This is a genomic window from Aestuariirhabdus haliotis, from assembly GCF_023509475.1.
Classification (GTDB): Bacteria; Pseudomonadota; Gammaproteobacteria; order Pseudomonadales; family Aestuariirhabdaceae; genus Aestuariirhabdus; species Aestuariirhabdus haliotis.
The window spans coordinates 81,998-97,786 of record NZ_JAKSDZ010000007.1 but is presented as its reverse complement, the minus strand read 5'-3'; the positions used below and the strand labels follow the sequence as shown (position 1 = coordinate 97,786).

At 47.6% G+C, this 15,789-nt stretch carries 20 protein-coding genes; 17 read left to right on the top strand and 3 right to left on the bottom strand.

What is annotated here, in order from left to right; all coding sequences use genetic code 11:
• The first annotated feature begins 20 nt into the window (after positions 1–20).
• The 6 genes from MIB40_RS07595 (at position 21) to MIB40_RS07575 (ending at position 5,859) form a co-directional block, all read left to right on the top strand.
• Positions 21–215 (top strand): DUF6511 domain-containing protein, encoded by a 195-nt coding sequence (locus MIB40_RS07595; RefSeq protein WP_249692621.1) that lies wholly within the window; start codon positions 21–23, stop codon positions 213–215.
• Complete coding sequence (locus MIB40_RS07590) at positions 215–973, top strand: hypothetical protein (RefSeq protein ID WP_249692620.1); 759 nt, start codon at positions 215–217, stop codon at positions 971–973. Before MIB40_RS07595 ends, MIB40_RS07590 begins: the two co-directional genes overlap by 1 nt.
• The gene (locus MIB40_RS07585) at positions 973–3,198 is read left to right on the top strand and encodes an AAA family ATPase (RefSeq protein ID WP_249692619.1); all 2,226 of its coding nucleotides are present in this window, start codon (positions 973–975) and stop codon (positions 3,196–3,198) included. The genes MIB40_RS07590 and MIB40_RS07585 overlap by 1 nt, the downstream gene beginning before the upstream one ends.
• Positions 3,188–3,961 (top strand): crossover junction endodeoxyribonuclease RuvC, encoded by a 774-nt coding sequence (locus MIB40_RS07580; protein WP_249692618.1) that lies wholly within the window; start codon positions 3,188–3,190, stop codon positions 3,959–3,961. The genes MIB40_RS07585 and MIB40_RS07580 overlap by 11 nt, the downstream gene beginning before the upstream one ends.
• Positions 3,958–4,347, top strand: coding sequence for a DUF6362 family protein (locus MIB40_RS19845; protein ID WP_406566442.1), 390 nt, complete (start codon positions 3,958–3,960; stop codon positions 4,345–4,347). Before MIB40_RS07580 ends, MIB40_RS19845 begins: the two co-directional genes overlap by 4 nt.
• A gap of 246 nt (positions 4,348–4,593) precedes the next feature.
• On the top strand, positions 4,594–5,859 hold the full coding sequence (locus MIB40_RS07575) for a site-specific DNA-methyltransferase (RefSeq protein ID WP_249692617.1): 1,266 nt from the start codon (positions 4,594–4,596) through the stop codon (positions 5,857–5,859).
• Here the strand turns inward: MIB40_RS07575 and MIB40_RS07570 are convergent.
• Genes MIB40_RS07570 through MIB40_RS07560 form a run of 3 tightly spaced genes read right to left on the bottom strand, consistent with a single transcriptional unit; the run spans position 5,856 to position 6,872 of the window.
• On the bottom strand, positions 5,856–6,197 hold the full coding sequence (locus tag MIB40_RS07570; protein WP_249692616.1) for a hypothetical protein: 342 nt from the start codon (positions 6,195–6,197) through the stop codon (positions 5,856–5,858). The two genes, MIB40_RS07575 and MIB40_RS07570, sit on opposite strands and share 4 nt — an antisense overlap.
• Complete coding sequence (locus MIB40_RS07565; protein ID WP_249692615.1) at positions 6,194–6,649, bottom strand: DUF3489 domain-containing protein; 456 nt, start codon at positions 6,647–6,649, stop codon at positions 6,194–6,196. The genes MIB40_RS07570 and MIB40_RS07565 overlap by 4 nt, the downstream gene beginning before the upstream one ends.
• Before the next feature lie 10 nt (positions 6,650–6,659).
• Positions 6,660–6,872: a hypothetical protein gene (locus MIB40_RS07560; protein WP_249692614.1), complete on the bottom strand. Its 213-nt coding sequence runs from the start codon at positions 6,870–6,872 to the stop codon at positions 6,660–6,662.
• 106 nt (positions 6,873–6,978) lie between these two features.
• Between MIB40_RS07560 and MIB40_RS07555 the strand changes: the two genes are divergently transcribed.
• From MIB40_RS07555 to MIB40_RS07505, 11 genes are all read left to right on the top strand, one after another.
• Entirely contained in the window at positions 6,979–7,521 is a 543-nt protein-coding gene (locus MIB40_RS07555; protein ID WP_249692612.1) for an elements of external origin, read from the top strand.
• A complete protein-coding gene (locus MIB40_RS07550) occupies positions 7,469–9,535 on the top strand; it encodes a phage terminase large subunit family protein (RefSeq protein ID WP_249692610.1) in 2,067 nt (688 codons plus the stop codon). Before MIB40_RS07555 ends, MIB40_RS07550 begins: the two co-directional genes overlap by 53 nt.
• 7 nt (positions 9,536–9,542) lie before the next feature.
• Positions 9,543–9,770, top strand: a complete 228-nt coding sequence (gpW, locus tag MIB40_RS07545; protein ID WP_249692608.1) for a gpW family protein — start codon at positions 9,543–9,545, stop codon at positions 9,768–9,770.
• 30 nt (positions 9,771–9,800) lie between these two features.
• A complete protein-coding gene (locus tag MIB40_RS07540) occupies positions 9,801–11,312 on the top strand; it encodes a phage portal protein (RefSeq protein ID WP_249692606.1) in 1,512 nt (503 codons plus the stop codon).
• On the top strand, positions 11,309–12,601 hold the full coding sequence (locus MIB40_RS07535; RefSeq protein ID WP_249692604.1) for a S49 family peptidase: 1,293 nt from the start codon (positions 11,309–11,311) through the stop codon (positions 12,599–12,601). Before MIB40_RS07540 ends, MIB40_RS07535 begins: the two co-directional genes overlap by 4 nt.
• A complete protein-coding gene (locus MIB40_RS07530; RefSeq protein WP_249692602.1) occupies positions 12,598–12,981 on the top strand; it encodes a head decoration protein in 384 nt (127 codons plus the stop codon). Before MIB40_RS07535 ends, MIB40_RS07530 begins: the two co-directional genes overlap by 4 nt.
• Positions 12,982–13,000: 19 nt before the next feature.
• Positions 13,001–14,032, top strand: a complete 1,032-nt coding sequence (locus MIB40_RS07525; RefSeq protein WP_249692600.1) for a major capsid protein — start codon at positions 13,001–13,003, stop codon at positions 14,030–14,032.
• An 82-nt stretch (positions 14,033–14,114) separates the two neighbouring features.
• Entirely contained in the window at positions 14,115–14,447 is a 333-nt protein-coding gene (locus MIB40_RS07520; protein ID WP_249692598.1) for a hypothetical protein, read from the top strand.
• Positions 14,413–14,757: a head-tail joining protein gene (locus MIB40_RS07515; protein ID WP_249692596.1), complete on the top strand. Its 345-nt coding sequence runs from the start codon at positions 14,413–14,415 to the stop codon at positions 14,755–14,757. Before MIB40_RS07520 ends, MIB40_RS07515 begins: the two co-directional genes overlap by 35 nt.
• A 10-nt stretch (positions 14,758–14,767) precedes the next feature.
• Positions 14,768–15,301 carry a phage tail protein gene (locus MIB40_RS07510; RefSeq protein ID WP_249692594.1) on the top strand — a complete coding sequence of 178 codons (534 nt, stop codon included), beginning with the start codon at positions 14,768–14,770 and terminating at the stop codon, positions 15,299–15,301.
• A complete protein-coding gene (locus MIB40_RS07505; protein WP_249692592.1) occupies positions 15,302–15,787 on the top strand; it encodes a hypothetical protein in 486 nt (161 codons plus the stop codon).
• Positions 15,788–15,789 lie beyond the last annotated feature (2 nt).

Genomic DNA, 15,789 nt, shown 5'->3' with positions numbered 1-15,789 from the left:
TGCGTCGCAAGGGGGTGGATGTGAACAGGACCGATTTAGAACAAAAAGCAGCTGACTCTGTTTTAGCCCCACTTGCAGATTATGTGATGGCCGTAGGCATGGAAAAAGGTCTTGGCAGTTACAGCAAAGATGAAATTATTGGTTTGGTGGATACGGTTCTTGAATCTTATCACTGCACTTTGCAGGAGTTGTACAAAGACGAGGTGCCTTTCTGATGCTGGATTTTAATCATCAACCGACCTTGTCTGAAAAACTCACCGATCTAATCGACACTGCTTTGCAAACTGAGAACCAGGCACAAACGCCGCGCAATTATTTAGGCGCTTCTCGACTAGGCGTTGCGTGTGATCGAGCGCTTCAATTTGAATTCACTAATACAGCCGTAGACGAAGGCAGAACATTTACGGGTCGCACTCTTAGGATATTTGCAGCCGGACATATCTTCGAAGACTTAGCCATAAATTGGTTACGCCAAGCGGGGTTTGATCTTTATACCGAGACAGCGTCAGGTGGTCAGTTTGGTTTTGCTGCCGTTAATGGCCGCTTGTGTGGTCATGTTGATGGCGTGCTCGCAGGAGGACCCGAATCAATCGGTAAAGATTATCCTGCGCTTTGGGAGTGTAAATCACTGAACGCAAAATCATGGAAGGATACGGTAAAACGTGGCGTCACTCTTTCCAAGCCTGTTTATGCGGCACAAATTGCACTGTACCAAGCCTACATGGAAGAGCAGATCCCAGGCATATCTTCAAATCCGGCTATGTTCACTGCGATCAACAAAGACACCGCCGAGTTGTACTTCGAGTGGGTGCCATTTAATGGTGAACTGGCTCAGCGTGCATCCGATCGAGGTGTGCGTGTCATTCAGGCGACTGATGCAGGAGAGCTCTTACCCAGAATCAGTAAAGATCCTGCCCATTACGAATGTAAGTTTTGCTCATGGCAAGACCGCTGCTGGCAAGGAGGTGCGTGATGGAAAAAGGTAGCGATAAAGTTGTGTGGCTTGATTTTAATGACGCGCCCGATCAAGGCGTTGCACTCAAATCCAAGCATGATGCGCGTGAATTAAAACAGCGTCTATTGGATTCTCTTCAAAGCGTATTGATCTATTTGTTTCCGGCAGGAAAGCAACGCGGTAAGCAATTTATTGTGGGTGATCTTGAAGGTAATCCCGGTAAGAGTTTAGTGGTTGAACTGGAAGGCTCACGCGCTGGCATGTGGATGGATTTTGCGACCGGTGAAGGTGGCGATATTTTTGATGCTTGGGCGCGCGTGATGGGTATTGATGCTACGAATCGATTTCCAGAACTGGTTGAGTCCGTTGCGCAATGGTTAGGAGTCTCGGATTCCCAAGTGCAAAAACCTCACACAGCCAAAAGTAATTCTGTGAGCTCAGCCTCAATACCAAAACAGGTGCCGACCGATGAGTTAGGTCCAGCTACTGGAAAATGGGATTACCGTGATAGCCAAGGAAAGCTGATAGCTTGTGTATATCGATACGATACTGCAGAGGGTAAAGAGTTTCGGCCGTGGGATGTCAGATCTCGGTCAATGAAAGCGCCCGATCCCAGACCGCTGTATAACCAACCTCAGATACTCACGGCAAACCAGGTGGTTCTGGTTGAAGGTGAAAAAGCGGCCGATGCGTTGATTCGTTTAGGGATGATTGCGAGCACAGCAATGAACGGTGCCAATGCACCAGTCGCCAAAACGGACTGGGGTCCACTCAAAGATAAGCACGTTTTGGTGTGGCCGGACAACGATGAGGCTGGCCTTGAATATGCGCGCAAGGCATCAGAAGCGATTGCTAATGTAGGCGCTTCTTCCGTTGCTGTATTGCATATCCCAGATGGAAAACCAGATAAATGGGATGCTTATGACGCCATTGAAGATGGCATGGATGTTTGGTCTTTTGTAAAAAACGCCGAGCGTACTGTCGTCAAAGGTGAGACGCCAATCCCGATGCACTCATTGGGTGAGTTGCTGGCCGATACCTCACCTATGCCTGACGATTTAATTGCACCGAGAGTTTTAACGCCAGGTGGCATGATTGTATTTGGTGGCGCTCCGAAGGTCGGTAAAAGCGACTTTCTGTTGTCATGGTTAACACACATGGCAGCCGGTGAACCTTTTCTCGAGCTGACACCCTCCAGACCATTGCGCGTGTTTTATCTGCAGGCAGAGGTTCAATATCACTACTTGCGTGAACGGATACAGTCTATGGGCTTACCTGAACGTGTCAGTCGTCGTGCGGCAAATAACTTGCTGGTAACGCCTCAACTTCGTTTAGTGCTCAATGATCAAGGTGTTGAGCAAGTGATCGAGGCACTGCAACGAGCCGCTGCACAAGGTGGTGTCGATATTCTAGTGATCGACCCAATACGCAATGTCTTTGATGGCGGTCCAGAGGGAAATAGTGAGAACGACAACAATGCGATGTTGTTCTTTCTGCGCGAGCGAGTTGAGCAACTGCGAGATGCGGTCAATCCGTTAGCGGGCATTATTCTGGCGCACCACACTAAGAAGATCAGTAAGAAGCAAGTTGAAGAAGATCCCTTTCTGGCGCTATCAGGTGCGGGCAGCCTCCGTGGCTATTACACCACCGGCATGCTGTTGTACCGGCCAGATGAAACGCGCACCGATCGCACGCTGGTTTTCGAACTGCGAAATGGTCCCGGTTTGCCAGCAAAATGTGTCGACAAAAGCCAAGGCAAATGGATTGAGCTAGACGCTCATAGTGATCGACTGGTCAATCAAGACTATGGCGCCAAGCTCGATGCAGAGCGTCAGCGTAAGCGCGATGTCATTGTGCAAATGATATTTGATGAGGCGGCTCAAGGTAGGGTCTATACCTCGAATCAATTTGCAGAATCGTTCGAAGGCCAGGCTGGACTGGGCGCCAATAGAACAATCAATGAACGCATTGCTGTCCATGCCACAAAAGGCGATATCAAGTTCTTCCGCAATCCAGAGGATTACAGTTTGCCTATGTTAACCCGCAGTAAATACGGCTACCTCTGTGTTGAAGGTATGACTGTTCCCGCTTCAGAAAACATTGATACCGATACAGGTGAGGTCAAACAGGCTCACTTTGCAATCAAACCTACCCATTACAAATGTGCTCAAACCGGTGCGGTGCTCCCAGTCGAGAACCCGGATGTTTGGGTATACCAGGAGGAAATTAGCCATGAATCATGATCACAATAACGCCTCAAATACGGCTGTTTGTAGTCTGCAATCTGAACCAGTTTGCTGCAATCTGCAAACTACCCGCAAACTGAAAGTCAGCAATAACAAGGCATTCAGCCAGATTGCAGATTGCGGAGCCCAGATTGCGGATACCCCCTGCAATCTGAATACAAACCTAGATAACTCAAGGGGTGTAGAGATAAATCCAGATTGCACGCAAACCCCCTCTCTCTACGAGAGAGGAGAGTCCCCTAAAGGGGAGGCTCTCCATCTCGGTGAGAAAGAGATCATCAATCGAACCTTACCAGTGGTGCTCTGCTTGGATCTGGGCACAACAACTGGATGGGCAATTCATTCCAAACAAGGCGTTATCACCAGCGGCACCATCAGTTTTAAAAACGATCGTTGGCAAGGTGGCGGCATGCGTTTTTTGAAGTTCAACCGTTTCTTGGGTGAGCTAAACGAAAATGCTGGGCCTATCAGCATGGTGTTTTTTGAGGAAGTTCGTCGCCACATGGGTGTGGATGCTGCACACGCTTACGGTGGTTTTATGGCGCATCTGACTGCTTGGTGCGAGCAACAGGATATTGCTTACGAGGGTGTCCCGGTTGGAACCATCAAGCGCCACGCAACAGGCAAAGGTAATGCAAATAAAACCATGATGATTGAGGCTGCTAGGAACCGAGGCCACCGACCTTCAGATGATAACGAGGCCGATGCATTAGCTTTGGTCTATTGGGCTGTTGAGCAAAGACTGGGAGAGCAATCATGAATGAGTTTACGCCAGAACAAATCGCTCACCGGTTCGAGGAGTGTGTATCAACACTGCGTAAACTACCTGGGGAACGAAGCCTTGGCTATGTGAGCTATTGGCCAGAGATCAAATACGATCAAAGAGAGCTCACCAGACAAGAGGTTCAACCGATTCGTTTACGCCCAACGCCAGACCAAATCACTCGCATGGAGGAAACGCTGTCATGGATAACGTTTGTCAATCATGGCGAAAGAAGCCTGATCTGGTTACGAGCTTATCGAACGCCATGGCGAATGATATCTCGTGAGACTGGGTTTCCAAGAACGTCGGCACAGCGTTATTGGCAAGGGGCGTTAATAAAAATTGCGGAGCGGCTCGCGCAAGAGCAAAGACCTGCGTGTTAATGCCAAAACCCCCAGTGGGACAAAACCCGATTTTTAGGCGAGAATACTTGCTAATCTCACGAGTGAACTGCACACAAGCCACGGCCACCACACCGTGGCTTAGTTATTTCTGGTCCCAGAAAAAAATGGGTCCTTCCTGGCCATCGAATCGATGCGGGTCGCAAGGCCGCCGCATTTCGCTAGCGACAGGCCATTAAACCGGGTTCGCAGGTTCGCGGTTCGCACCGCTATTTCCAAGGTAATCAAATGCAACTTAACGCTGTTGAAACGGTGGAGCACTGGTCGCTTCAACGTTTAATCCCCTATGCCCAAAATGCGAGAACACATGATGATACTCAGGTATCACAAATCGCGGGTTCTATTGCTGAGTTTGGATTTGTTAATCCAATTTTAGTGGGCGATGATAATGTCATTATCGCGGGGCATGGTCGATTGATGGCTGCCCAGCAACTTGGATTAGATAGCGTACCTGTTATCGTTTTACATCACCTGACAGAGTCTCAACGTCGTGCGTTGGTTATTGCGGATAACAAAATTGCTGAAAATGCTGGATGGAATGATGAGCTATTAAAGCTCGAGCTAGAAGAGCTTGGCGACCTTGGTTTTGATCTCGATGTGATTGGCTTTTCAGATGAAGAACTAGATGAGCTATTAGGTGCCGATGATCAGGCAGGCGAAACTGACGAGGACGATATTCCAGAAGTGGAAGAAGAGCCGATAAGTCGCCCTGGTGATATTTGGGTCATGGGAAATCATCGCGTGTTGTGTGGCGACTCGACCAGCAAGCAAGATTTAGAAAAGCTAATGAATGGTGAGCTTGCCGACATGGCGTTCACAGATCCACCTTATAACGTGGACTATGGCAACAATGCCAAGGATAAAATGCGCGGTAAAGATCGCCGTATTATGAATGACAACCTGGGCGATGACTTCTATCAATTTCTAAAAGATTCATTAACCAATCTACTAAGTGTGACCAAAGGGGCGTGCTATGTAGCCATGTCATCCAGTGAGCTTGATACGCTGCAAAAAGCATTTCGTGATGCAGGTGGTAAATGGTCGACGTTTATTGTGTGGGCAAAAAATACTTTCACGCTTGGGCGCTCAGATTATCAGCGTCAGTACGAACCGATTTTATATGGATGGCGTGAAGGCAATGATCACTTTTGGTGTGGTGCGCGAGACCAAGGTGACGTTTGGTTTTTTAATAAACCGGTAAAAAATGATCTTCACCCGACAATGAAACCTGTCGAGTTGGTTGAACGAGCAGTTCGTAACTCCAGTAAAAGCCGTGACATTGTTTTAGATATATTTGGCGGCTCTGGTAGCACCCTAATCGCCAGTGAAAAAACAGGACGGGCTGCACGCTTAATTGAGCTGGATCCAAAATATGTGGATGTTATTGTCAGGCGCTGGCAAGACTATTCTGGTGAACAGGCAGTTCGTGAAAGTGACAAGATGTCGTTTAATGACGTTGCCATTTTAACTCAATCGGTAGCGTCAGTAATTTAAAGCTTAAAACAGTGCCATTCACCTTGTTTAAATAGGTAGAGATATTGCGCATCGCATGCCTTTGCCAATGCAAATAGCTCTGGTTGGCTGCGAGTGATTCTGGGTTGGGTTTGATCCCAGGAATCACCGCGATCCCGGTGGTAAGCACAAACTGTTTCGCCCTGCACAAAGGAAATATCTCCAAGAGCTATCAAACTCTCGGCGTGATATTCACTGTTATGATGTTGTCTTAGCGTTGGACCAACGCCATTGTCGGTGTCGTATCCATCGTGATGGCAATAAATGGATTGATAAGTCACCTCGTCTTTTGTCATGGCAATAAAGCAGCGAGTGCTCATTGGGCATCTCCTTGAATATGGTACCGGCGTTGTTGGTCATCATCTTTGTATGAGGTGACCGTTAGGCCCAACCGTTTTTTAAGGGTATTTGAAAACACGCCTCGAACGGTGTGTTTTTGCCAGCTAGTCTCCGTACAAATTTCTTCGATGCTGGCGCCTTCTGGGCGCTGCATTAGCGCGATCATTCGGGCTTGCTTAGTTCCCTCACGTAGAGTGACGGGTTGGCTAGGTTCCGTTTTTGTGGGCGCTGGTAGGCCTATGGCGTCAAAGCCTTTGGCACCAATGATGTAGCCATTTTCAAACTGAGTAATGAGCTCTCGCTTCAATAAACCTTGGATAACCCGAGGCTTAATACCCGCGTTGATGTTACTGGGTAATGGCTCGATGTTGTTGTCGAGCCGCTTGCTGGCGGCTTCAAGGATGGTGACTTGGGTATCGGTGAGTTTGGTCATGATGTGCTCCTTATTCGGCATGTTCGCCTTCGTTAAAGGCTGAGTCGGTGATTTGTTTGAGGAGTTCTGCGTAGTGGCCCAGGTCGCCAACGTGCCCCCAGTTGATTTCATCGGGGTGAGCGTTGAAGTGGTCATTGCTGAGTGCTTGTAAGCGCTCAAGGGCTGTGTCGATTTCAGATTTTCGAGCTAAAAAAGCGTCTAATGCATTTTGTTTTTGGGCCATTTTGTTGCCTCCAAGTGCTGTTTTGTTAAGCACATGAACGCTTCATTCAGCGGTCTTATCAACTCATTTGTGCTTATTAATTCGACTAAAAACAACAGGTTAAAAGATGGGTGTATCACTGCGGGCTTATGCCAAACATCGAGGGGTCTCAGATACGGCTGTGCGCAAAGCGATTAAGTCTGGCCGTATTCAGGCTGAGACTGATGGCACTATTGATATAGACAAAGTCGACAAGCAGTGGGATCGCAACACAGATCGCGCCCAACAGCGTAAATCGTCAGGTGCAACTAAAGCAGTACCCAAGGCTGCGCTTGATGCAGTCGCCGACACCCTGAGTGAAAGTGGCAATACCGGTGGTGGCACCACCTATATGCAAGCCCGAACAGCCAATGAAGTCCTAAAAGCACAGACCAATAGAATCAAATTACAGCAACTAAAAAATGAGCTTGTGGATCGCGCTAAAGCGATCGCTCATGTGTTTCGTATTGCAAGAGCCGAGCGCGACGCTTGGCTAAGTTGGCCAGCAAGAATATCTGCCCAAATGGCCGCAGAACTGGAGGTTGACCCGCACAAGATGCATGTCATGTTGGAGTCTTATGTCAGACAGCACTTATCCGAGCTTAGCGACATCCAGCCAAAGGTCGATTGACGAACACGGACGTTCTAATGCCGTGGCGTCAGGGATGACGAGGAACGGTGGTACTGAATTCTACGATGGGGTAATAGAGCTCGAAAAAGCCTGGAATGAAGGTTTAAAACCAGATCCCATGTTATTGGTGTCTGAATGGGCTGACCAGTTTCGTGTGCTATCCCCCAAATCGGCTGCTGAGCCAGGCCGCTGGCGTACTCAACGAACGCCTTATCTACAAGAAATTATGGATTGTTTGTCAGTATCTTCGCCTGTACAGCGCGTTGTGTTTATGAAAGGCGCGCAGGTTGGTGGTACAGAGGCTGGCAATAACTGGATCGGATATGTCATCCATATGGCTCCCGGCCCGATGATGGCAGTTTCGCCAACCGTTGAAATGGCAAAGCGTAATTCCCGTCAGCGTATCGACCCACAACTTGAAGATGTGCCAGAGCTAAGGGCGCGTGTTGCGCCTGCGCGCAGCAGAGACTCAGGTAATACGGTGCTCTCAAAAGAGTTTCCAGGCGGCGTATTGGTCATGACTGGCGCAAACAGTGCTGTCGGCCTGCGATCTATGCCTGCTCGTTATCTGTTTATGGATGAGGTGGATGGATATCCTGGCGATGTTGAAGGTGAAGGCGATCCTATTTTGCTGGCTGAACGTCGAAGTGCGACCTTTGCACGCCGACGCAAGGTGTTACTGGTGAGTACACCGACAATCAAAAGCACATCGCGTATTCAGCGAGAATTTGAAAACTCAGATCAACGCTATTTTTATGTGCCTTGTCCTTTCTGTGGACATTCACAGCCTTTGCGGTTTTCTCAATTACGATGGGAAGAAGGTAAGCCTGAAAATGCGAAGTATTGTTGTGAGGATTGTGATTATTTAATTAGTGAACATCAAAAAACCGAGATGCTAAATCAAGGCTACTGGCAGGCAACAGCTGAAGGTGATGGTCAAACTCAAGGCTATCACTTGTCGTCACTCTATAGTCCTGTCGGTTGGTTTTCATGGGAAGACGCTGCAAGAATATTTGAAGGTGCGCAACAAAATCCAGACTTGATGAAAGGCTTCGTCAACACTGTTCTTGGTGAATCTTATGAAGAAGAATTCGAGGCGCCAGAATGGGAGCGTTTATATGAGCGACGAGAGTCTTACTCCATTGGTGTTGTTCCTGACGGAGGTTTGTTTTTAACGGCCGGTGTTGACGTTCAGCGTGACCGCTTGGAATGTGAAATCGTCGCATGGGGAAGAAGCAAAGAATCATGGTCAATCGACTACTTAGTCTTAGACGGTGATACCGCTCTACCTGATGTATGGAAAAAACTCGATCAAGTGCTTAGTAAAGATTGGCCTCACGCTTTAGGAAGCTCGCTGCCCATTCGTGTGATGTGCGTTGATTCTGGTTACGCCACTCAGGATGTTTATGGGTGGGTACGCAATTATCCTCAGGCAGTCTGGGGTGGCGCAGGCGCACGAGCATCACAGCCAAGAAGTGTCGTTGCCATAAAGGGACGAGATACAGAAACTGCATTAATCCAGAATGTCTCAAAAGCTGATGCCGGTGGTAAACGCCGAGGGTTGAGGGTTTGGAATGTCAGTGGTCCAGTTGCCAAAGTTGAACTTTACCGTTGGCTCAAACTACCGAGGCCTACCGATGAGGAGCGGGATTCGGGTGAATTATTTTCACCAGGGACTTGCCACTTTCCCCTGTATGGAGAGGAGTACTTCAAACAGCTCACCGCTGAGCGACGCATTATCCGTTTACACAAAGGCTTCCCAAAAGCCACATGGGAAAAAGACCCGACTCGAAATAATGAGGCTTTGGATTGCCGTGTGTATGCACGAGCAGCTGCAAGTATTTATGGTCTTGATCGATTTAAAGAGTTGCAGTGGAAGCGATTAGAAAATGCGCTGGGTGAAGTAAAACAAAGCACACCAGTCCAAAGCGAAAGCGCTCAACCAATTGCAAAGAAAACAACTAAAGCATTTCGACAACGATCGTCTGTCGTTGCAGATGATCCTTACCTCTAAGGTGTTTATGAATGATTTAACAATACTGCGGCAGCGACTCATTGATGCTGAATCTGCACTGCACCGCTTGATGATCGGTGAACTTGAAGTGACGGTGTCTGTTGGCGGTTATGGTGCTACCACTTATGCGCAAACAGATATCAATAAACTGGCGGCTTACATTGCGAAGCTTAAATCAGAGATCGCAGCAAAAGAGGGGCGCGCGCGACGTGGCCCTTTGTTTATGAAATTCTAATTACCCAATATAAATGCTAGTTGAGGCGCTATGACCAATCAAATGATCTTAGGCCCTGATGGCTTACCACTAGTATCTGATACGGCTCATCGAGCTGCTTCATTGTCTGCGAGAGAAATGTCGAGCTGGCGCCCAATGGCTGGCTCACCAGATTCAGATTTGCTCGATGAACTGCCTACACTGGTTTCACGCTCTAGAGATCTGGCGAGAAACCATGGAGTAGCCTCAGGAGCAATTCAAACGCTGGTGGATAATGTCGTTGGGACTGGCTTGCGCCTATCAGCGTTGCCTGACTACAAGGCACTAGGAAAAGACAAAGACTGGGCAGATAGCTGGTCGAGAAAAACAGAAGCACTTTGGCGTAGTTGGGCTGACACCACTGAATGTGATGCTTCAAAAAGTCTGACATTTAATGGTTTAACAACCCAAATGTTCCGCTCGGGACTAATCAATGGTGAAGCACTTGCGTTGCCATTATGGCTCCCCAATAGAAACCAGACTTTTGCAACAACCATTCAGCTTATTGAGCCCGACCGTTTAGGAAACCCAAACGATCAAATCAACGATGCCAATATTCGCGCTGGTATCGAGGTTGATTCTTATGGTGCGCCATTAGCTTACTGGATTGCCAAAACGCATCCGGGTGATCAACTTCTTGGTGTTAGCAATAACGCTCAAGATTATGAGCGCATTTCAGCTCGTACTCGTTTCGGTCGCCAGCGTGTTATTCATGTTCATGACAAGGAGCGAACCGGACAGAGCAGAGGCAAACCAATCTTTAGTAGCATCATGCCGTTATTTAAAATGCTTGATCACTACGAGCGTTCCGAAATGCAAGCGGCCGTTGTCAACGCAATGATCGCTGCTTTTATCGAAACGCCATTAGATGGTGAATCAATTAGTGAAATGTTTGGTGGGTCTGGCGAGGATTACATGGCTGCTCGAAATGAGTGGCAAGTAAAACTCCAAGGTGGTGCCGTTATTCCTATATTTCCAGGAGATAAAGTCGCGCCTTTTACACCCAGTCGGCCTAATTCAGCTTACAGCAGTTTTGTAGAAAACATCCTTCGTCATATCGGAACTGGGTTGAACTTACCTTTCGAATTATTGATGAAGGATTTTTCGAAAACCAATTACTCCTCAGCACGCGCAGCGTTGATGGAAGCATGGCGATATTTTATTGGCCGACGTCATTGGCTAGCTACTTATTGGGCGAAGCCTGTTTATGAGCTCTGGTTAGAGGAAGCTATTAACAAAGGCATGATTGAGGCGCCGGGTTTTTATCAAAATAAAGCGCTTTGGTGTCGATGCAAATGGATTGGTCCAGGGCGCGGTTGGATTGACCCTGTTAAAGAGGCCAAGGCTTCAAAGATACGTTTAGAGATTGGTCTTTCAACTCTTGAAGATGAATGTGCCACCCAAGGCTTAGATTGGGAAGAAGTGCTCGAACAAAGAGCTCGAGAACAAACAAAAATGAGAGAGCTAGGTTTGAATACTGAAACGTCTCAATACGCTCCTCAGACTGCAGAGGAAAAACAATGAAGTTCTGGAATCATGCAGCTGGTGAGCCATGGGCAATTACCGAGGCTGCGCTTAATAATATTTTAACGATTGCATCACGCCAAAACGAAAGCATCGAAGTGGTGTCTGCGAAGCTCGGTAGAGAGTTAGACAATAGTTACGTAACTGAGATTCGAGAAGGTGCGGCGGTTATTCCTGTCGTAGGTCCTTTGTTTCGTTACGCAAATATATTTACTGCAATTAGTGGTGCATCCAGTTACGAAATCTTAGCGAAAGACTTTACCAGTGCTTTAGAAAATCCAGACGTCCATAGCATTATTTTGGATATCGATTCACCGGGCGGCGAAGTCAATGGTTGCGCTGAATTTGCCAGTATGATTTTCGAAGCTCGTGGCAAAAAACCAATCATTGCCTATGCCTCAGGTGATGCGGCTTCAGGTGCGTATTGGATTGCGTCAGCTTGCGATCAAATTATTGCTTCAGAAACGTCCATGCTCGGGTCCATTGGTGTGGTAGCTGTTTATCGAGGAAGTAAAGATGAAAACGTCTTAGAGATCGTGTCATCCCAAAGCCCCTATAAACGATTAGATCCAAGTAGTAAGGATGGAAAATCACGACTGCAATCACGTATCGATGATTTAGCGACGGTATTTATTGAATCCATTGCAAAGCATCGTGGTGTCGACCCGCCAACGGTTATCAAAGACTTCGGTGGCGGTGATGTCTTTATTGGCAAGAACGCCATCAACTCAGGACTGGCCGATGATATCGGAAGCCTGGAACGAATTATCAATGAACATTCAAACAATCAGAACCCCGCCAAGTTGCGGGGTTCTTCTTTTCTAGCACTTGAGGACAGCACGATGACTGACAAAAACCACAAGACTGAGGCTTCTGAAGGGCAAGTCCTTAGTCTGGAATCATTAAAAGCCGACTATCCGCAGTTGGTTGAAGCCATTCAAACCGAAACTATAGCCTCAACGAATGATGAAGCATCCGAGCAAAGCGTTAAAAAAGAACGTGAACGTATTGGCACCATCATATCTTCTGAGACTGCAAAGGGCCGTGAACAGTTAGCTCAGCACCTGGCATTTTCTACGGATATGAGCGCTGATATGGCGCTGGCAACGCTAGATGCTTCACCGGTAAAAGCCGAAGCATCGGCTCCAGTTTCCAATACAGGTTTTGAACAGGTCATGGCCTCAGTGGGCAACCCTGCCATTGAGCCAGATGCTCCAGAACAGGAAGGTGATGATGCCGATGCAGTGGCGAAGCGGATCGCTAAGTTTTCACAAGGGGGTGCGGTATGAGCATGCCTGGGATTGCAGAAGGATTTAACGATCAAGGGAGCTATGCGCCCGACAATCTAATTGCAGGTGAATTTCCGCGAATTACTCGAGTTGTCACGATTACTGGCGGTGCCTCATTACCTGCTGGTGCTGTGTTAGGCAGGGTTGCAGCTAGTGGAGCCTATTTATTGAGTGACGCAGGAGCAAATGATGGATCAGAAGAACCGGATGCCTTGCTGGTCGAGGCGGTGGATGCCTCCGCTGGCGATACACAGGCCCATGTGTATTTAGCGGGCGAATTTAATGCGGCAGCTCTCACGTTTGGTCCGGGCCATTCAATAGCGTCTATTTCGATCGCTTTTCGAGAGCGATCAATTTTTCTACGAAACAATCAAGCTTAACCAGCAATAGGATATTCTCATGGATATATTTTCAACTCATGTGCTTAACCGAGTCGTCGAGCACTTGGATCGTCCAGCATCCTTTTTGCTGGATACATTTTTCGGTTCTATTCAAACAGAAGATAGTGAAGAAATTCACTTCGATATTGATAAATCTAAACCGCGATTAGTGCCATTTGTATCACCGCTCGTTCAGGGTAAGGTCATTGCTGCGGAAGGGTTTGAAACACGCAGCTTTAAGCCTGCCTACGTGAAAGATAAGCGTCGCTTTGACCCTAGTGCTCCACTGAAGCGTTTGATTGGCGAAACCATTGGGGGGAATTTAAAGCCCATGGACCGCCGAGAGGCTGCATTAAATCGTGCGTTAACGAATCAATTAGAAAACCTGACTCGCCGCGAAGAAGTGATGGCGGCCGAAGCGTTACGAACCGGAAAAATTACAGTAACCGGTGAAGACTACCCAACACAGATTATTGATTTTCAGCGTGATCCAGCACTGACTCAGGCACTGACAGGCGCGACTCGGTGGGGTGAACCTGATGTTAAAGTGTTAGATGACATTGAAGACTGGGCGGGCTTAGTACAAATCAAATCGGGTGCCGCCGCTCGTACAGTTGTTATGGACCCTTTGGCATGGCGAGTCTTTAAGGCTGATCCCAAAGTTGAGCGTTTGCTTGAACTCCGTCGTGGAACCTCCAGTACATTAATAGTCGACCCAATCCTCCGAGGGCAAGGTAACGATAAAGCACGTTATGTAGGTTCAGTGGGTGATTTTGATTTCTGGGTCTATAACGACGCCTACGTCGATGATGATGGTGTTTCCAGAAATATGCTGCCGGAATATACGGTACTACTTGCCAGCCAAGGCTTACTGGAAGGTACCCGGTGCTATGGCGTCATTCAAGATGAAAAAGCCAACTATCGGGCAAGCCGCTACTTCACCAAATCATGGTTGGAGGAAGATCCGGCAGTACGTTGGTTGCTGATGCAGTCGGCCCCGTTGATTGTGCCTTACCGCCCTAACGCCACATTTTGTGCGACGGTTCGTTAGGAGGCAACATGACAAATTTTTCTGGAAATAAATTTGCACAGCCGAAGGCTGCCCATCAGGGTGCAGCACATGGAGGTGCTGCATGAAAATAACCACAACGATAACGCTGCGAATTGGTCAGCCAGGTGCTTATGAATATGTCGCTCCTGGTACGCCCGTAAACTTACCCAATGAGGAAGCTGAGTATTTGGTTTCGAGAGGGTTCTCCATTCAGGAACCCTCGAAGAGTTCAAAATCCACTGATTTGATCGATGCGATTATGGATGCCATTGATGATCTAAAACCTGATGCTTTTGGTAAAGATGGCAAGCCTTTGGTAAAAGCCATTGAAGAGATTCTAGGCCAAGATATTTCAAGGTCTAATCGAGATAAGGCATGGGATGCGTATCAGTGTCTTACTCGTGATGAACGTTAACGATCGCTTTAAAAAGGCTATTGATAGTCAATTTTCTCATCTTGGGCGAATGGCAACTTATCTTAAACCTCTTTCAGGTGCTCAAGAAATTCGCGTAATTGCGCGTCGCCCAGAGCAGCTATTTGAATTGGGTGATGGCCACTTGCATGCGGAGGACCCGCAATTGGAGTTTCGAGTGTCGGAAGTTGCAACACCTAGCCGAGGCGATGAAATACATATCGATGGTCGAATCTATCGAATTGAGTCTGAGCCACGGTTGGACCTTCATCAATTGGTATGGATCACAGAAAGTTTGCCTCTAATAGAATAAGGGGTCGTTCATGTTGACCTTACAAATTAATTCATCACCTAACTTAAGTGAATGGAGTCGCTCGCTCACCGCAACAGAAAAACAATTGAAGGTAGCGGCGACTCGAGCGTTAAACAAGACTGCTCGATGGGCAAGAACACAGGTCGCGAGTAAAACGGCAAAAGAGTTATCCATTAAAGTGGGTGCTGTTCGAGAGGGGCTCATATTAGTTAGAGCAAAACAGTCGAACCCTCAAAGTGTTGTTGGTTTGTCTCAGCGGTCTGGCGTTATTAAAGCGAAGCAATTAGGTAGTGAATCTCAAAATTCAACGGGCGTTCGAGTTGGTCGACGACAGTTTGATCATGCTTTTTTGGCGACGATGCCTAATGGTCATCAAGGCGTTTTTCGGCGACGAGGGAAGGCTCGGCTACCCATTCAGGAAGTACAAATTGTGATAACGGGGAAGATGCAGGAAATTATGGAAGATCTGTCTAACGGGCCAGCGTTAAAACAGTTTGAAACGATATTTGATCGTGAACTTCGCTACCTTTTGAGGGCAGCATAAATGGATGTGTTGAGTGTTTTATTCAAGGAAATTCAGCAAGGCTTTTCAGAAATAGTTGGTATACAGCATTGCGGTTCATTTCCACGAAGACGTGATGATATTCGATTACCTGCGATCTTAATTGATTTGGTTGAGCTAGAGCCTGGCAGTGACCCAGGAACCGGAGAGCTGGCTCTTATTGCTCATTTTGAGGCCAGAATTCTGGTGTCTGATCAGTTGCCAGAATCGGACCTTTGGGCGCTAGTCCAAGAGGCCATGCTTTGGTTATTTAATCATTCATGGTCAGAAACCAATATGGGGCGTGCAAGGCTAAAACAAGCGAGCCCGGATCATTTTTCGCCTGACTATCAAGGGCATAGAGTTTGGCTAATTGAGTGGACCCAAACTGTTCGAGTTGGCGAAAATGTATGGAATGGCACCGCTGTTATTCCCAGTGTGATATCTATTTCAGGTTTGGATACAGAAAATCAAGAATTAGAGGTGTAGCC

What these genes read in the sequence shown, in the direction of transcription:
- MIB40_RS07590 (WP_249692620.1), top strand. Translation starts at nt 215, where the DNA reads ATGCTGGATTTTAATCATCAACCGACCTTGTCTGAAAAACTCACCGAT.
- MIB40_RS07585 (WP_249692619.1), top strand. Translation starts at nt 973, where the DNA reads ATGGAAAAAGGTAGCGATAAAGTTGTGTGGCTTGATTTTAATGACGCG.
- MIB40_RS07580 (WP_249692618.1), top strand. Translation starts at nt 3,188, where the DNA reads ATGAATCATGATCACAATAACGCCTCAAATACGGCTGTTTGTAGTCTG.
- MIB40_RS19845 (WP_406566442.1), top strand. Translation starts at nt 3,958, where the DNA reads ATGAATGAGTTTACGCCAGAACAAATCGCTCACCGGTTCGAGGAGTGT.
- MIB40_RS07575 (WP_249692617.1), top strand. Translation starts at nt 4,594, where the DNA reads ATGCAACTTAACGCTGTTGAAACGGTGGAGCACTGGTCGCTTCAACGT.
- MIB40_RS07570 (WP_249692616.1), bottom strand. Translation starts at nt 6,197, where the DNA reads ATGAGCACTCGCTGCTTTATTGCCATGACAAAAGACGAGGTGACTTAT.
- MIB40_RS07565 (WP_249692615.1), bottom strand. Translation starts at nt 6,649, where the DNA reads ATGACCAAACTCACCGATACCCAAGTCACCATCCTTGAAGCCGCCAGC.
- MIB40_RS07560 (WP_249692614.1), bottom strand. Translation starts at nt 6,872, where the DNA reads ATGGCCCAAAAACAAAATGCATTAGACGCTTTTTTAGCTCGAAAATCT.
- MIB40_RS07555 (WP_249692612.1), top strand. Translation starts at nt 6,979, where the DNA reads ATGGGTGTATCACTGCGGGCTTATGCCAAACATCGAGGGGTCTCAGAT.
- MIB40_RS07550 (WP_249692610.1), top strand. Translation starts at nt 7,469, where the DNA reads ATGTCAGACAGCACTTATCCGAGCTTAGCGACATCCAGCCAAAGGTCG.
- gpW (WP_249692608.1), top strand. Translation starts at nt 9,543, where the DNA reads ATGAATGATTTAACAATACTGCGGCAGCGACTCATTGATGCTGAATCT.
- MIB40_RS07540 (WP_249692606.1), top strand. Translation starts at nt 9,801, where the DNA reads ATGACCAATCAAATGATCTTAGGCCCTGATGGCTTACCACTAGTATCT.
- MIB40_RS07535 (WP_249692604.1), top strand. Translation starts at nt 11,309, where the DNA reads ATGAAGTTCTGGAATCATGCAGCTGGTGAGCCATGGGCAATTACCGAG.
- MIB40_RS07530 (WP_249692602.1), top strand. Translation starts at nt 12,598, where the DNA reads ATGAGCATGCCTGGGATTGCAGAAGGATTTAACGATCAAGGGAGCTAT.
- MIB40_RS07525 (WP_249692600.1), top strand. Translation starts at nt 13,001, where the DNA reads ATGGATATATTTTCAACTCATGTGCTTAACCGAGTCGTCGAGCACTTG.
- MIB40_RS07520 (WP_249692598.1), top strand. Translation starts at nt 14,115, where the DNA reads ATGAAAATAACCACAACGATAACGCTGCGAATTGGTCAGCCAGGTGCT.
- MIB40_RS07515 (WP_249692596.1), top strand. Translation starts at nt 14,413, where the DNA reads ATGCGTATCAGTGTCTTACTCGTGATGAACGTTAACGATCGCTTTAAA.
- MIB40_RS07510 (WP_249692594.1), top strand. Translation starts at nt 14,768, where the DNA reads ATGTTGACCTTACAAATTAATTCATCACCTAACTTAAGTGAATGGAGT.
- MIB40_RS07505 (WP_249692592.1), top strand. Translation starts at nt 15,302, where the DNA reads ATGGATGTGTTGAGTGTTTTATTCAAGGAAATTCAGCAAGGCTTTTCA.